Raw genomic sequence first — 14,372 nt, 5'->3', positions numbered from 1 at the left:
ATCTCCCCCAAGTCCACACGAGCAGCATGTCTGACCCAAAATCCAAGATCAAATCAACCTAACGAAGTACTACTAGGCGCGCTCGTCGGGGCCGCCTGCGTGGGCGAGGGCACTGGGGGTGCGGCGGCCGACGATCGCCGGGGCTTCTTGGACCAGGGAGTCGTCGGTGAGCGCCTCCACCATGAACAGCGCGAAGTCCACACGGCGCGTCAGGTTGCTGGCCAGTACCGGGTCGCCCACGTACCGGCTCCATACGGGTAGGCCCTGACTCTCACCCTCCTCCAGGGTGCTTCCGCGCACCACTGTCCACCGGGTGTCGCTGGCGAACACGCGGCGGCATGCCTCCACCTGGTCGTCGATCTCGACGGCGCGGACCAGCTTGCCCAGAAGGGCGGCGACACGGACGGCCGCCCGGAATGTCCGTGAGTACGTGTCCTTGCCATCGCGTGTGATGTGCCAGCCGCACGAGAAGACCAGGCGCGCGCCCGGCGGTGCGTGGTCGAGCACCGCCTGCGCCGTGCTCGACGCGTACTGCTGGACCCCCCAGGGCACCAGCACCGTCAGTACCCCGTCGCAACCGGTGACCGCCTGCCGGATCACGTCCGGGTCGTTCGTGGGTCCGGGGATGACCGTCATCCGGCCTTCGAACGAAGCCAGCTTGGGTACGCTGCGCTCCCGGCACACGCCGACCACCTCGTAGCCGCGCTCCAGTGCGTGCCGGACCATGTACTGCCCGAGCTTCCCCGAAGCCCCGACGATGCAGACCTTCTTCACGTGATTTGTGCCCATGGCCCAGCCCCTTCACCGTCAACCTTATGTCGTAAGGTACGCTAGCCTTATGCTGTAAGGCAGTCAAGAGGAACGAAGAGGAGGGGCGTATGCCCGAGCGAGGCAAGGGCCGGCGCGGGGCGTCGGCGCGCACCCCACTCAGTCGCGAACGCGTGATTCGTACGGCGGTGGCGGTGGCGGACGAGAAGGGGTCGGCCGCGCTCACCATGCGAGCCATTGCCGAACCACTGGGCGTCGAGGCAATGTCGCTCTACCACCACGTCGCGGGCAGGGAGGAGATCCTCGACGGCATGGTGGACGCGGTTTTCGGCGAGATCGACCTGCCGCCGCGCGACACGGACTGGAAAAGTGCCTTGCGCCACCGTGCGGTCTCCGCCCGTACCGTCCTTCGGCGCCATCCGTGGGCCATCGGCCTGATGGATTCCCGCTCCCAGCCCGGCCCCGCGACCCTGCGCCACCACGACGCCCTCATCGGCGCGTTGCGCGCCGGAGGATTCTCCGTCCCGATGGCCGCGCACGCCTTCTCACTGATCGACAGCTACCTGTACGGCTTCGTGATCCAGGAGCTGAGCCTGCCATTCAGCAACTCGGCGCAGCTGGATGAGGTCGCGGGCGCCATCCTGCGCGAGATGCCCGCCGACGCCTATCCCCACCTCACCGAGCTCGCCACCGAGTACGCCCTCAAGCCCGGCTACGACTACGCCGACGAGTTCACCTTCGGCCTCACCCTCATCCTCGACGCCCTCCACCCGGACGAGACCGCGGACCCAGATCAGATGGTCCCAACGAGACGGCCGGGCCGTGGCGCCGCCGTCCAGGGCATCGGCCCCGCCACCTCGAGCGCTCAGGGCCGCCAGGCCAAGCACTCAGCCGCCGACTGAAGCGCTCAGTCACGCCCGCTGTGACTGAGCACGGTAGTTGTCACATAGGCAGGCTGGCTGTCCGCCGGCGGACTGCCCGAGCACGCAGAGGACACCGTGTGGGACGTCCTGGACGCCGCCGCGGCCGCCCTCTGGGGTTTCCGGCAGTTCAACGCCGACGACCCGAGGGAGAGGACATACGCCACGCGACCGTCCCTGATCTACTGGGTGAACAGGCCCCTGCGCCGCCTGTCCGTCCTCACCATCACCTGGCTCGCACAGCCACCCGGTGACAACGCCCCGCCCCCTGACACTCGAACTGTCAGGGGGCGGGGCGTTCCGCATCGTAGCCGCGGCCGCAGCCACCCAGTAGTCACCCGGACGGCAACGTGCATCCACGCGGTAGTCACCAGGTGCTGCGGGGGCGTTCGGCACCGAGCTGGACCTCGCGCCCGCACTCGCGGCAGTCCGACAACCTGCTTACGCGCCGGCCTTCCCCCTCTGCCCGGTTGAAGCCGCACAGCGACATCGACAGGTCCTCGGTGGGACCGGTGGCGGGGGAGCCGTGACCCGGTACGTTCCACGTGACCGTCGTACCTCCCCCGTAGGGAGCACCATCCGGCCAGGCGTACACGGCTTCGGTGGTGGTGCAGCGCATCCGGAGGTCAGGGCCCTCCCAGCCGTGCCCTGCCGAGCCTCCGCCGCGGCGCCGACGGCGCCGGCCAGCCGCTCGAAGGACAGGACGTAGTCACTCATGTGTTCCCAGCTGCCGGGTGCCTGCTGGCTCACCAGCGAGCGGAACTCCAGCAGCAGCCGCTCCAGGTCGTGCCGCCCGATCCGGACCGTGTCGCTCTCGGGGTCGTACGTGGCGTAGGGGGTGGTGCTGGGCATCGCTCTTCTCCTCGTCCACGCTGGTGGGCTGAGTGTGCCGGGAACGCGCGGGCCGAGTGGCCGTATCCGCTGGTACCCGGGCGGCAACGCGTATCCACGCGCAGTAGTCACCCGTTGCCGCAGTGCCGGGTAGCGCGCCAGGGACTGATCTGGACCCGGGGTGGGGAGCGGCGATGCGGTTTGCGCGGTTCGATGAGCACGGCCTGCTGACGACGATCGAGTTGGGGGCGCTGCGGTCGTTGAACGCGGCGTTCTTGACCGTGCGGTACGAGTTGCAGTCGGCGAGCGCTCTCTGGGACCGGCCCCAAAGCGGCGGTGACGTGGCCGACATGCACGAGGCGAACACGACGTTCCCATTCTACAGGCAGGCCGTCCAGGAGATCGCGAGCGGCGCGGCCGCGTATGAGCGGCACGCGGCGCTGACCGCCTGGCGGTACACGGCCGCGGCGGTCGTCCTGGGCGTCACCGTGCTGCAGCGCGTCGCGGAGGCGAAGCCGCCCCTGATGGCCACGACGGTGGAGGAGCTGTGGCAGGAGCCGGCGCTGGGCCGCCTGTTCGAGGCACTGTCGGTGCCGGTGGCCGACCTCCTGCCGGAGCGTGAACACGACCTCCTCGATGAGCGCACGCGCACAGCGAGCGGTGGACCCGGGTGCGCGACAGCGTGGACGACGCGATCGACCTCGTCCTGGAGATCGCCGCGGACGGGGAAGCGGCCCACCCCCGCACCAAGGTCGAAGCCGCCGGCTGTCTGCTGACCGAGCACTGCCCGCCCCACACTGACCTCGTGTACCACGGCGTCCTGGAGCCGCTGTTCCGCCTGGCGGAGGAAATCCCGTTCGACATCAGCCGGCTCATCGCGAAGGGCTGAACCCGCCACGGCTCAGGCCTGCGGCGGCGTCGCGCCGGGCAGCTGCCCCGGCGAAGTCCCACCACTGCTGGATGGTCCACACGACGACGCTGGAGAGGTCGGTGGACATCCGCAGCCCGTACTACGTCGAGCGGTCCGGCGGTCACGGGCCACACCAGCGGCTCGACCAGATCGCCCCGCGCACGAGCCCCCAAAGCGCCGGCACTTCACCGGTCGCCGTCGCCGCGTACAGCTCCGACCGCCGCCGCAACCGTGCTCCTCACCGCTGGCGTCCTCGTGCCAGCAACGGCAGCCGCATCCCCGGCAACGAATGTCGTGTCCGCGTCAACCGCGTCCCAGCACCTCGCTCCGTCCACCGATATCGACGTTCAGTCGCGGTGCCTGGTCTGGCGGCGGACCACCGCCAACTACACGGGCCTGACGGCGGGTTACAGCTGGGCGTGGAACGTCTACTTGGGCGCTGGCGATTCGGGCGACCGCGTCCGCGAGGTCCAGTGCCTGCTCGACTGGTGGGGCTACTACGGCGACCCTCTCGACGGCCGTTACGGCCCGGTGACGTCTACCGCAGTCGAGAACTTCCAGTGGGACCATTGCGGCGGCTCCGTTGTTGAGTACGGCATCGTCGACCCCGCTACATGGCGGTGCCTCCGAGACGGCGGCGAAGTCTGAATCCTGCTCGCCGTGGCGCCGCCTGCACATCGTGTGCTCCCGGCTGAAGAGCTGAGGGTGGGCCCTCCCGGAGAAAGCAGGAGGGCCCTCATTGCATTGGCCCGTCAGGGGTAGGCCGTCAGGTGTTCCTCCCGTGCTGCCTGGACTGGTTGGTTGGTGGCTGTCAGCCATACGGTGGCCGCATGGGCAGGGACGGTGTTCCCCGGCTGAGGCTGGTTGTGATTGCGGACGAGGACTCAGTTCACCGGCCACGCGAGCTTCGCCAAGGCTCGATTCGAGCAGGGCCACGGGCACTTCCCCAGCGCTTGGTTCGGCCTGCGTGTCAGCGTCATCGGCACGGACTTCGGAAGCGAGCAGGCCGTCTTCAAAGGGGCCACGTTCACCGACATGGCCTTCTTCCGCGATGCGGTCCTGTCCGGCGGTGTCTCTTTCGAGGCTGCTCGTGGCCTCGCCGACTTCGACCGGAGCTGGGGCTCGGTTCGGCAATGGCCCGATGGCTGGACGGAACGTCCGTTGGGAGCCGACGAGCGGATGCCGCTGCTGAACACGGGCCCTCACCCCTCGCCGAGCTGAAGAAGGAACGCGAGATCCTGCGCAAGGCGGCCCGCTATTTCGCGGCGGAGACGGGCTGGTGAATCGACCATCAGGTCCCACTCCGCAAGACCGGCCTCATGAGCCTGCTGAAGCAGCCCCGCCCCACCGACGCATACGTTGGACCGGCCCTGGCCCATCCGTGACCAGCACGGCAACCGGGCCACCACCGGAAGGGGTGAGGGACGGGCGGGTTGAAAGAGGGTGCGCGCGGGGTGGCTCCGTTCACTAACAGCAGCACTCTTGGCGCCGGCCCCAGGCTCCCGCGCACGGTATCCGCGCTGCCCGGGCCGGCCTGCTCGACGCTCTTCCCGGAGAGCGTCTGTCCGACGTTGAGCGCCTGATTTCGCACTGGGCGGCGGGGTTTTGATGGTTGAGTAGGTCTCGATCTGTTGTTGGCGCGTGTTGATCCGGTGGAGAGGGGCGTGATGGAGCCGCCGGCGGCTGGGGACCCGGTGCGCGTGGGGGTTTCGTGTTGCGTGGCAGGCGGGACGGGGGAGGCCTTTCTGGGCCGGTCGCCGGGTGGCAAGGCGGTGGCGGTGAAGGTGGTGCATCCGCACCTGGCGCGGCAGGCGGAGTTTCGGCATCGATTCCGGCGGGAGGTGGCCGCCGCGCGTGCCGTCAGTGGCGCGTTCACCGCACCGGTGGTGGCCGCCGGTCCGGAGGACGACACGCGGCCTCCCACGCATCTTGGCCACGGAGCCCGTTCTCGTCCTCACCCGCCGTCTGCGCCTCGGACAGCGCCCTTCTACCTTGGCAAGATTCTCGTCAACCAACACAGGATGTATCTTTCCGTCCTCATGTCACTCTGACCGACCGGACAAGGAAATGCCGTGAGTACCAGCACCCTCACCGACATCGACTACCTCCGGCGCGCCATCACCGTCTCCCGGAGCGCGCGCGACAACGGCAACCACCCCTTCGGCGCGATCCTCGTCGCACCCGACGGGACGATCGCACTCGAAGCCGAGAACAGCGTCACCGCCAACAACGACGTCACCCACCACGCCGAGACCAACCTCGTCCGCCTCGCCTCCCGGACCATCCCGCTGGACCAGCTTGCCGAGTACACTCTTTACACCTCGTGCGAACCCTGCGCCATGTGCACCGGTGCGATCTTTTGGGCGGGCATCGGCCGCGTCGTCTACGCCCTCTCCGAAACCCGCCTGTACGCGATCACTGGAGCCAACCCCGACAACCCCGTCCTTGCCCACCCCTGTCGCCTCATCTTCGCCGACGGCGGACGCCCCACCGACGTCTCCGGCCCACACATCGAGGACGAAGCCGCCATTCCCCACCAGGACTTCTGGAACTGAGAGCAGCTGCAGGGAGTGTCTAATCAACGGCCCTGTCTCACATTCGGTGGTGACGCAGAGTCGTGAGGCTCGTTGACATTCGCGTGAAGGATGTCGATGAGCTTGTGCAGACGGTGTTTTCGGGTTTGTCCCCGCCGCTGGAGAACTCCGCGCCGCTGAAGTCCATGCTGTCGTCGACGACGACGCCGGTGAGGTCGAGATCGCAGCCCTGCCAGGAGCGCTGAGTTCCCTGGGGGCGTCGGTAGTGGTCGCCGATGAGACGCAGGATCGTGTGCCGAACCGTACGAAGGGCGAGGAAGCGGTGGTGCGCCTCCTGATGAGCTGGATCCTCACCCGGGTCGGGGCGAAAGGGAGCCGGAGGTAGGCACACAGGACGTCGATGCATGTCTGACGCAGGTCCTGCGTGGGAGCGTCGTCGGCGAGGCCGGCCAGAGCATGAACCCCGCCGAGCCGGACCGCGGGCGACTCGGACCCGAGTTTGTCGACGGCCTGGGAGAAACGCTCCGTGTGCAGCCTGGTCGATTCCCGGTGGGCCCCGGCCTCGTCGACGCGCTGCCGACGGTAGGCGACGACCAGGGCGACGAGTGCGCCGGCTCCGGCGACCACCCCGAAGGAGAGTTTCATCAGGTCGAAGAGCGTCTTGGCGTCGAGCTTGGCGGCGGTGTCGATCTCCTTGAAGTCGAGCAGCACCACCAGCCCGTAGAAGATGCCGCCCGCGGCCAGGACCGCGGCGGCGAAGGTGAGGGTCAGCGCCCGGCCGGCCTTCCACAGCCGAAGCTCTCGTTTATTCGTCGGGCGTGGCCTTTGACTGGATGTCATGACGGTGAAGACAAGACGCTGAGGCGGCGGTTGCAGCTGGCCCGATGAGCGCGCCGCAGAGTTGTCCATAGGCCGTGGCAGGAGCCCGGCCGTCCGCCGTAGCGTGCCGTCCTGGCCGATCGACAAGGGAGCGTGGGATGGGGGATGTGCGGCTGGAGTGGCTGGCCGAGGAGGTCATGGCCGGTCTGCCCTCTGCCGAGGCGCGGGCCGAGGTGCAGGATCTGCTCGTCGACGTCCTTCACCTGGTCGCCGACGTCTTGGCCACCCGATCCGGCGACGAGGAGACCGTTCTGGCCGCAGTCGCGGAGCTGGGTGAGCGGTGGGCGACATCGGGCCCGTCCGCACCGTGGCGGGTGCCGGGTGAACCGGGGGCGCGAGTGCGGACGTACGTGAACACCCGTGTGTGCATCAGCAATCCGAGTCCCACCTAGTCGGCCAGCGGACAGCCCAGAAGGTCCAGCTTCCACCCGTCGGTAAGAAATCTTCAGCGGCCTGGTCGGCTCGGTCTGGACGAACAGAGCGAGACTCCGGGCGAGCTCGGAGAAGTCGTCCTCCTGCCAGCGCGGCTCACGCACATGACCCTGCGCGTCGCCCGGACGGCCGGCCGTCCGGTCCGCACCGCGCCCACCAGAGCGAGCCATTCTGCCTTCCATACCCGCCTTCTTACGGCGGTGTGCGCCCACCCCGATCCTTCCGTCCTTTCTGCAGGTTGCCGGGGTCAGGTGGCCTGGCAGGTTGCCAGGCCTGCTTCTGCTCGTGCGTATTCGAAGATGTGTGCTTCGGCGCCGGGGGTGGCGAGCACGGCCAGGTACTGTTCGCGTCCCTCGTGGAGGCGGCCTGCGGTGGCGTATGTCTGACCGAGCCGGCAGCGGATGTCCATCTCAAGTCGGTCGTATTGCGGTTCCTTCAGAGGGTCGAGCTGTTCGTGCAGAGCGAGTGCTTCGTGGTGGAGGGACAAGGCTTTGTCCAGGTCGGTGGTCTCCTGGGCGGTGCCGAGCCGGGCCAGCAGCAATGCCTGCTGGAAGTTAGGCGCGCTCTGCGCGACGAGGTCGAGGGCGCGGCGGAACATGTTGTACGCCTCGCGGTGGCGGCCTTGGCTGAGGTGGGCGTCCCCGATGCAGAAGAGGGCCTGGCTGAGCAGGTTGGGCCTGCCGCTGGTCTCGGCGTGGTGTAGGTGAGGCCGAAGCAGTCCAGTGCGGCTTCGATGCGTCCGTGGTGGTGGTGGACCGAGCCGAGCAGGCTGAGCGACATGCCGGTGAGCCAGCTGTCGCCCACCCTCTCGGACAGTTTCAGGGCCGTGGTCAGTTGAGGGATGGCGTCCTCTCCTCGGCCCAGGCTGTGGGCGACGGCTCCCAACCCGGCCAGAGCGCGGGCCTCTTCGCGTGTTTCACCGTTCTGGCGGCTGATGTCCAGGGCCGTGGTGAACCATGTGTGCGCTTCTGTGAACCGGCCCTGGTAGACATCGGCCATTCCCATACTGCTTCGCAGCGCGGGAGCCATCCGCAGGTCGGTCGCTTCGCCGGCGCAGGCGAGCGCCGTTTCAAGGGTGGTTCGGAGCTCGTGATAGTGGCCTCGGCGCAGGAAGTAGTCGGTCAGTGCCTCGGCGATCCAGCAGGCGTGATCGGCTTCGCCCAGCGCGGCGGCGTGTGCGACGACGTCGGGCAGTCCGGTACCTGCCGTATCCAGCCACCGCTCCGCGTGTTGCCAGTCCGAGAACAGTGTGCTGGTGGGCTGCGGCCCTGTGGGGAATCCGCCGGGGCCCCAGTCGCTGGCGAGGCGGCCCGCGTCCAGGTAGAGGCGGAGCAGGGCAGTACGTGCCGGGGCGTGTTCCTCGGGCGTGGCCTGGGCGAGGACGCGTGCGTGTGCCCGGACCAGGTCGTGGAAGCGGTAGCGGCCCGGTCCGGGCTGCTGGAGGAGACTGACGTCGACAAGGCCCTCCAGCACGTTCTCCGCTTCGGCCGGCAGGCAGTCCAGCATGGCCGCCGACACCAGTTTGTCGACCTCGGCCGTCGGGACGAGTCCCAGGACCCGGAATCCGCGCTGAAGCCGTTGGGGGAGCTGGTCGTAGGAGAGGCGGAAGGCTGCTTCGACGCTGCGGTTCCCGGCACTGAGTTCAGCGAGCCGGTCTTCGCCGCCGGCCATCCGTTCCACCAGGAACGCGGGTGTCCACGTGGGCCGGGTCTGCAGCCGTGCCCCGACGATCTGCAGCGCCAGTGGCAGACCGTCGCAGAGCCGGACCAGTTCGCCCATGGCCTGCGGCTCGCTGTCCGCGCGTTCTTCTCCGACCAGGCGCCGCACAGTGATGACGCGCCGCCGGCTGCCAGAGGCTCCAGGGTGATCCTGAGACCGGCGTCGAGTTCGACCAGTCGGCGGCGGCTGGTGACCAGCACGCGGCTGCCCGGCCCGGCCGGAAGGAGCGGCGCGGCCTGCCGTGCGCTCGCGGCATCGTCCAGTACCAGCAGGAGCCGCAGCGAGCTTGTGACGGTGCGCCACGCCGCGGTGAGCTCGTCGACGTCGCTCAGCGCCTCGCTGTTGGGCTCGCCCAGGGACCGGAGAAGTCTGCGCAGGACCCGTTGCGGTGTGAGGCTCTGCTGTTCCTTGCTGTGTGCCCGCAGGTCCGCGTAGAGACATCCGTCCGGGTACTCGGTGCGCAGCCGGCGGGCGGCGTGGAGAACGAGTGTGGTCTTGCCGACGCCCGCGGTGCCGTCGACGGTCGTGAGGGACACCGTGTCGTCCGGGACCGGTGCGGTCAGCAGGTTCAGTTCGTGTGCGCGCCCGTCGATGTGCCCGACGGTGCCGGGAAGGTCATTCACCGGATGCCGGGTGCGAGCCGGGCGGGCCGGCGCGGCGCCGAGGAGGAACGCGTCGTCGCGTCGCAGAACTGCCTCGTGGACGCGCTGGAGCTGCTTGCCGGGGTCGACGCCCAGTTCGTCGGCGAGCCGTACGCGCATGGCGGCGAAGGCCTTCAGCGCATCGCCTTGCCGCTCGACCGCGTACAGGGCACACATGCGCAAGCCCAGCAGCGGTTCGTTGAGCGGGTCGGCCGCCGTGAGCGCGGCCAGCTCGTCAAGGGTTTCACCGGAGCGCCCGAGTCCGACCAGGCACTCCAGCCTTCCCGCCTGGAGCGCGCCGCGGCGCTCCGTCAGCAGTTGCCGCTCGCCCTGGGCGAACGGGCCGGGCAGCCCGGCCAGAGGCTCTCCTCTTGAACAGGGCGAGTGCGGCGGTGAACCTGTCGGTGGCGGTGGCCAGGTCGCCCGCGTCCTTGGCCCGCCGCGCCGCCCGGGTGTGTGCCTCGACTTCCGCGGTGTCCAGTTCGAGGTTGTCGAGAACGAAGCGGTATCCGCCGCCACCACCGCGATCACCGAGGTCCCTGGCCCGGTTCCTTGCGGGTCGAGCGCTTTGCGCAGCGCGAAGACGTAGCTGGGAAGTACCCGGTGGCCCGATTCCGGCGGGTGCGTGCGCCATACGTCGTCGAGCAGTTGCTTGTAGCTGACCGGCCCGCTCCGGCGCAGGACCAGCGCCACCAGCACGGCCTGCCTTCGCACGGGACCAACGTCCAGCGATGTCGTGCCGCGGCGTACGCAGACCGGGCCGAGTACCTCGATCCGAAGCCGCTCCGACGCCCCGCCGCCCGTCGCGGTCCTCTGGCTTCCCCTCACTGCCACCTCGCACATCATCAAAATTTCATCCGCGCTGAAACGCCTGCGGTCATGGTTGGCGAGACCGCGCGGGGCACGAGGCGAAGTCGCCTACGTGCAAAGGAGTTCGGCACGGCGTCCCTCGGCTGTTCCGGGCGGGGACGGAAGACCATGAGGGGACCTTCCGTCCTTGTCCGGAATCAGGGGGACGCTCGCGTGGACCCGGGGCTGTGCGGGAACCCGTTCCGCTCGGCCCGCCCGCGTCGCACGGTCCCGGCCCCAGGTGCCCGCAAGATCCCCGTATCTCACGAGGGTAGCGCTGCGGTACCCGCGGTCGGTGCGTGAAAGAGGCAAGTCCAAGCCGTCAGCGGCAGGTTGGCCGAATGCAGGCCACGACGGCGCGACGTGCGGAACGGAAGCGAGGAACAAGTCAACGTGGCGGAAACCAAGGGGGTACTGCTGCCGGCCTACGTGCTGGCCGACGAATCCGGCTCGATGGCCCCCCGAGGGAGATCTCTCCAGCGGCCTGGACTCGCTGTGCGAGGGACTGCGGGCCGAGCCCACGGTCGCGGCCAAACTGCGGCTGACGGTACTGGGCTTCTCCGACGACGTGCAGGTACGCCTGGCGATGACCGACATGCGCCACGAGACCAGCCTGCCCAAGATCAAGATCCGGGGCCTGACCAGCTACGAGGCGGCATTCGAAGACCTGCTGACCCGGATCCCGGCAGACGTCCGGCGGCTGCGTGGTGCGGGCTACAAGGTCCACCGGCCGGTGGTGTTCTTCCTCAGCGACGGGCAGCCGACCGACAAGGAAGCCTGGCAGCAGCCGCACGGCCGGCTCACCGACCGGGCAAGGACACCGACCGCCCCCGACATCGTGGCCTGCGGGATCGGCGACGCCCTCGCATCCACGATGGTGAAAGTGGCCACACGACCGGAGTTCGCGTTCGTGGCCAAACCCGCAACCGACATCGGGCAAGCGGTCGCCGAGTTCTTCCACGCACTCACCGCAAGCATCGTCGCCTCCGGCCACGCGCTGGGCTCGGGCGCCCCGGAGCTCGTGGTGACCCGCCCTGACCAGTTCAGCCTGGCGATCGACGAGGCCGGATGATGAGCGCCCCCGTACACCGCCACCAGCCGCCGGTGCCCGCCCTGACCACCCCGTCCTCCGCCGCCTGGGCCGTGCCGTGGCAGCAGGTCACCGTGGGGACGCCGGGCCCGAGTCCGAGGCCCGGCCACCGGGCCAGTACACCTACGGCTTCCCCGACACCGAGTGCGACGGCTGGTCGACGCCGACACCCTGCCCGCGCTACGCGACGGTGCGCGGTGCCAAGCACCGTTACTACCGCCAGCCCCGCCAGCCCCGCCAGGACGCGGCACGTGCGGTTCACGAGGCCACCGGCTGCATAGTGTTCGCGATCACCGACGGCCTATCCCGTGCCGCACGTTCGGAGCCCGGGGCCGCGGAAGCCTGCCAAGCCTCGCCGGAACGCATGCTGCACCTGCTTTCGCCGGGCGAGGAACCGCTCGACGGCCACACAAGGGGACCTGCCCCGCACGCTGCCACAGCCGTACGTCTCCAGCTTTCGCAAGGGCGCGTCACGGATGGATATGAGAGGGAGTCATGACCGAACCGAACCCGAACGGCGAACAGCCTTTCCTGACTGGCCCCTCGGCGGACGGGACGAGCATGCCACCGGCACCGAGAGCTCTCTCGATATCCGACACACCACCGCCCCTCGCTGACCCGCCGCCGCTTCCGGATGCCTCACCGCCGCCCACAACCAGCCTGGACGGGGCGACCGCGCCCGCGGCCCCCACCCAGCCTCCGGTGCCCGCCGGCCGACCGACAGGCAGGCCATGGATGACCCGGATCCAGACTCTGACTGGAGGCCAACGGGCGTTACTGATCGGCGCGGTCGGCCTCGTCATCGTGGTGCTGGTGGCAGGAGTCCTGTCGCTGACGTCCTCCGACTCCGACAAGGCGCAAACGGCTCAGCAAAACCTCAAGCCATTCCGCGAAGCCGTAGACGGTCTGGCCAACGCGCCCGGCCTGCACTACAAGGACACCTCGACCCTCGGCATCACCCAGAACGAGATCAGCGTCACCGCCAGCGGCAGCCAGTTCGGCACCACCTCCTCCGGGCGAAACGACCACGGCCGGGACGTCCTCCGCATCGGCGGCAAGACATTCACACGATGGCAGGTCGACCCCGCCCCCAGGAAGAACGTGGAAGCGGGCAAGAAGGCCCCGCCCAGCGAGTGGATCGTGGGGCTGGACGACGGCTCCAAACTCATGGACGAGGCACTGGCCCGCACCATGGCCCCGCCGAAACTGGCGGCCGTGCTGGACAAAGCCCTGAACGACCTGGAGAAGTCACCGCCACCGGCAAACAAGCCAAGGCATCCAGGCAGAAGCCACTGAGCGTGAACGGGACGCCCGCGCTCGGCATCGACACCTCCGCCGGCCGCCTGCTGGTGACAAAGGACAAGCCGCACCGGGTGCTGAGACTCGAAGCCTACGACGCCCTCGATGGCATCTCCGACATGAAGGACCAGATCGAGAACGGACAGGCGCCGACAGCTCCCCGCACAATCACCACCGGTCCACTGGCGTCCGGCGACGCCGAAGGAATGGACCTGACCCCGATCATCGCCGACGCCGCCGACAAGATGTTCGACACCCTCGTCGACTACGCGGACCAGCTCAAGGACGCGACCGACAGAGGCATCACCTTCACCCTATTGATCCGGAACGCTTTGGGTTCAGGCTCGTTGACGGTGTGTGAGTGATCTGGTGGGGGATGCGCGGGTCTGGTCGCCGGACGCGCAGGAGGCCGTGCGGTTGCTGGCAGTGTCCGCGTTGGTGGAGGGCCGGGACCGGGTAGAGGTTGCCGCCCTGTTCAAGGTGTCGGTCAGGGCCGTGGACAACTGGTGGGCGAAGTGGCAGGCCGGCGGGCGGGGCGCACTGCTCTCCCGCGCGCGGGGTCGTCGCGTGGGTGAGCATCAGGTCCTGTCGGAGGCCGAGCAGGCCGCCGTGCGGCAGGCTGTCCTCGATCACATCCCCTGCGACCTGGGGCTTTCGGGTCAACTGTGGACACGGGGGCAGATAGGCGAGCTGATCTTCAAGCTGTACCGGGTCCGCTTCACCGGGCCCGGGGTGGGCAAGTACCTCAAGCGTTGGGGACTGACCTTCCAGCGTCCGGACAAGCGGGCGGTCGAGCAGGATCCGGAAGCGGTCCGCCTCTGGCACGAGGAGACCTGGCCGGCGATCCGGGCCAGGGCGAAGGCGGAGAACGCCGAGGTTCTCTTCGGCGACCAGGCCGGGATCCGCTCGGACCAGATCACCGGCCGCACCTGGGGCGCCAAGGGCACGACTCCCGTCGTCCGCCGGACTGGGAACCGGTTCTCCGTGAACGCAATGTCCGCGATCAGCACCCGCGGCCGGATGCACTTCATGGTCTTCACCGAGTCGTTCGACGCGAAGGTCATGTGCCGCTTCCTCGCCCGGCTCGTCGGGCACTTCGACCGGAAGATCCACCTGATCGTCGACCGGCATTCGGCCCACCGCTCGAAGACCGTCCGGGCCTGGCTCGCCGGCCACAAGGACCAGATCGAGCTGCACTTCCTGCCTTCGTACTCACCCGAGCTGAACCCCGACGAGCTGGTCAACGCCGACCTCAAACGCAGCCTGCCCCACACCCACCGGGCCAGGAACCAGACCGAACTCGCCGCCGAAACCAGCAGGTTCTTCCATAGACGCCAGCGTCAACCACACATCGTCCGCGGCTACTTCGGCGGCCCGCACGTCCGCTACGTCCTGGACGAGAACCCTTTGAGTTTCTGATCAATATGTGGTGATCGCTCGTTGGGCTGTTCATGGGGCGGGATACGTGGAGTTGGTTGTTCCGGATGGACTGTGGGAGAT

At 68.7% G+C, this 14,372-nt stretch carries 17 protein-coding genes and 2 pseudogenes; 13 read left to right on the top strand and 6 right to left on the bottom strand.

Annotated features, from left to right (window positions below):
• Positions 1-72: 72 nt before the first annotated feature.
• Positions 73-789 carry an NAD(P)-dependent oxidoreductase gene (locus tag IE107_RS33825; protein ID WP_189548174.1) on the bottom strand — a complete coding sequence of 239 codons (717 nt, stop codon included), beginning with the start codon at positions 787-789 and terminating at the stop codon, positions 73-75.
• Between the two features lie 89 nt (positions 790-878).
• Here IE107_RS33825 and IE107_RS33820 point away from each other — a divergent pair, with 89 nt between their 5' ends.
• Positions 879-1,670 carry a TetR/AcrR family transcriptional regulator gene (locus tag IE107_RS33820; protein WP_189548173.1) on the top strand — a complete coding sequence of 264 codons (792 nt, stop codon included), beginning with the start codon at positions 879-881 and terminating at the stop codon, positions 1,668-1,670.
• Between the two features lie 459 nt (positions 1,671-2,129).
• Here IE107_RS33820 and IE107_RS33815 read toward each other — a convergent pair whose 3' ends face one another.
• Complete coding sequence (locus tag IE107_RS33815; protein ID WP_229867466.1) at positions 2,130-2,540, bottom strand: hypothetical protein; 411 nt, start codon at positions 2,538-2,540, stop codon at positions 2,130-2,132.
• A 358-nt stretch (positions 2,541-2,898) separates the two neighbouring features.
• Entirely contained in the window at positions 2,899-3,051 is a 153-nt protein-coding gene (locus IE107_RS35610) for a hypothetical protein (protein WP_229867465.1), read from the bottom strand.
• A 138-nt stretch (positions 3,052-3,189) separates the two neighbouring features.
• Here IE107_RS35610 and IE107_RS35605 point away from each other — a divergent pair, with 138 nt between their 5' ends.
• The 7 genes and pseudogenes from IE107_RS35605 (at position 3,190) to IE107_RS33785 (ending at position 7,234) form a co-directional block, all read left to right on the top strand.
• Entirely contained in the window at positions 3,190-3,408 is a 219-nt protein-coding gene (locus tag IE107_RS35605; protein WP_229867464.1) for a hypothetical protein, read from the top strand.
• A gap of 315 nt (positions 3,409-3,723) precedes the next feature.
• Positions 3,724-4,077, top strand: a complete 354-nt coding sequence (locus IE107_RS33805) for a peptidoglycan-binding domain-containing protein (RefSeq protein WP_189548171.1) — start codon at positions 3,724-3,726, stop codon at positions 4,075-4,077.
• A gap of 222 nt (positions 4,078-4,299) precedes the next feature.
• Positions 4,300-4,650 carry a hypothetical protein gene (locus tag IE107_RS33800; protein WP_189548170.1) on the top strand — a complete coding sequence of 117 codons (351 nt, stop codon included), beginning with the start codon at positions 4,300-4,302 and terminating at the stop codon, positions 4,648-4,650.
• Positions 4,651-5,096: 446 nt separating this feature from the next.
• Positions 5,097-5,339, top strand: a pseudogene (locus IE107_RS35600) (serine/threonine-protein kinase); the annotation flags it as partial.
• A 162-nt stretch (positions 5,340-5,501) separates the two neighbouring features.
• A complete protein-coding gene (locus IE107_RS33795; RefSeq protein ID WP_189548169.1) occupies positions 5,502-5,984 on the top strand; it encodes a nucleoside deaminase in 483 nt (160 codons plus the stop codon).
• Between the two features lie 435 nt (positions 5,985-6,419).
• Positions 6,420-6,851, top strand: coding sequence for a hypothetical protein (locus tag IE107_RS33790; protein ID WP_189548168.1), 432 nt, complete (start codon positions 6,420-6,422; stop codon positions 6,849-6,851).
• 89 nt (positions 6,852-6,940) lie between these two features.
• Positions 6,941-7,234, top strand: coding sequence for a DUF6207 family protein (locus IE107_RS33785; RefSeq protein ID WP_189548167.1), 294 nt, complete (start codon positions 6,941-6,943; stop codon positions 7,232-7,234).
• Positions 7,235-7,521: 287 nt separating this feature from the next.
• Here IE107_RS33785 and IE107_RS35595 read toward each other — a convergent pair whose 3' ends face one another.
• The 3 genes and pseudogenes from IE107_RS35595 to IE107_RS35585 form a co-directional block, all read right to left on the bottom strand.
• On the bottom strand, positions 7,522-7,683 hold the full coding sequence (locus tag IE107_RS35595; protein WP_229867463.1) for a hypothetical protein: 162 nt from the start codon (positions 7,681-7,683) through the stop codon (positions 7,522-7,524).
• 26 nt (positions 7,684-7,709) lie between these two features.
• Complete coding sequence (locus IE107_RS35590; protein WP_229867462.1) at positions 7,710-9,101, bottom strand: tetratricopeptide repeat protein; 1,392 nt, start codon at positions 9,099-9,101, stop codon at positions 7,710-7,712.
• 122 nt (positions 9,102-9,223) lie between these two features.
• Positions 9,224-10,477: pseudogene (locus tag IE107_RS35585) on the bottom strand (AfsR/SARP family transcriptional regulator); the annotation flags it as partial.
• A gap of 592 nt (positions 10,478-11,069) precedes the next feature.
• Here IE107_RS35585 and IE107_RS33775 point away from each other — a divergent pair.
• The 5 genes from IE107_RS33775 (at position 11,070) to IE107_RS33755 (ending at position 14,291) form a co-directional block, all read left to right on the top strand.
• Positions 11,070-11,555, top strand: a complete 486-nt coding sequence (locus tag IE107_RS33775; protein WP_229867461.1) for a vWA domain-containing protein — start codon at positions 11,070-11,072, stop codon at positions 11,553-11,555.
• A 76-nt stretch (positions 11,556-11,631) separates the two neighbouring features.
• The gene (locus IE107_RS36250; RefSeq protein WP_189548166.1) at positions 11,632-12,072 is read left to right on the top strand and encodes a protein phosphatase 2C domain-containing protein; all 441 of its coding nucleotides are present in this window, start codon (positions 11,632-11,634) and stop codon (positions 12,070-12,072) included.
• Positions 12,073-12,308: 236 nt separating this feature from the next.
• Positions 12,309-12,869, top strand: a complete 561-nt coding sequence (locus IE107_RS33765; RefSeq protein WP_189548165.1) for a hypothetical protein — start codon at positions 12,309-12,311, stop codon at positions 12,867-12,869.
• A 2-nt stretch (positions 12,870-12,871) separates the two neighbouring features.
• Positions 12,872-13,237 carry a hypothetical protein gene (locus IE107_RS33760; protein ID WP_189548164.1) on the top strand — a complete coding sequence of 122 codons (366 nt, stop codon included), beginning with the start codon at positions 12,872-12,874 and terminating at the stop codon, positions 13,235-13,237.
• Positions 13,230-14,291: an IS630 family transposase gene (locus IE107_RS33755; protein WP_229867460.1), complete on the top strand. Its 1,062-nt coding sequence runs from the start codon at positions 13,230-13,232 to the stop codon at positions 14,289-14,291. Before IE107_RS33760 ends, IE107_RS33755 begins: the two co-directional genes overlap by 8 nt.
• Positions 14,292-14,372 lie beyond the last annotated feature (81 nt).

The sequence above is a fragment of the Streptomyces gelaticus genome, from assembly GCF_014649535.1.
Classification (GTDB): Bacteria; Actinomycetota; Actinomycetes; order Streptomycetales; family Streptomycetaceae; genus Streptomyces; species Streptomyces gelaticus.
The sequence above is the reverse complement of the archived record's forward strand: the minus strand, read 5'-3'. Positions and strand labels throughout refer to the sequence as shown.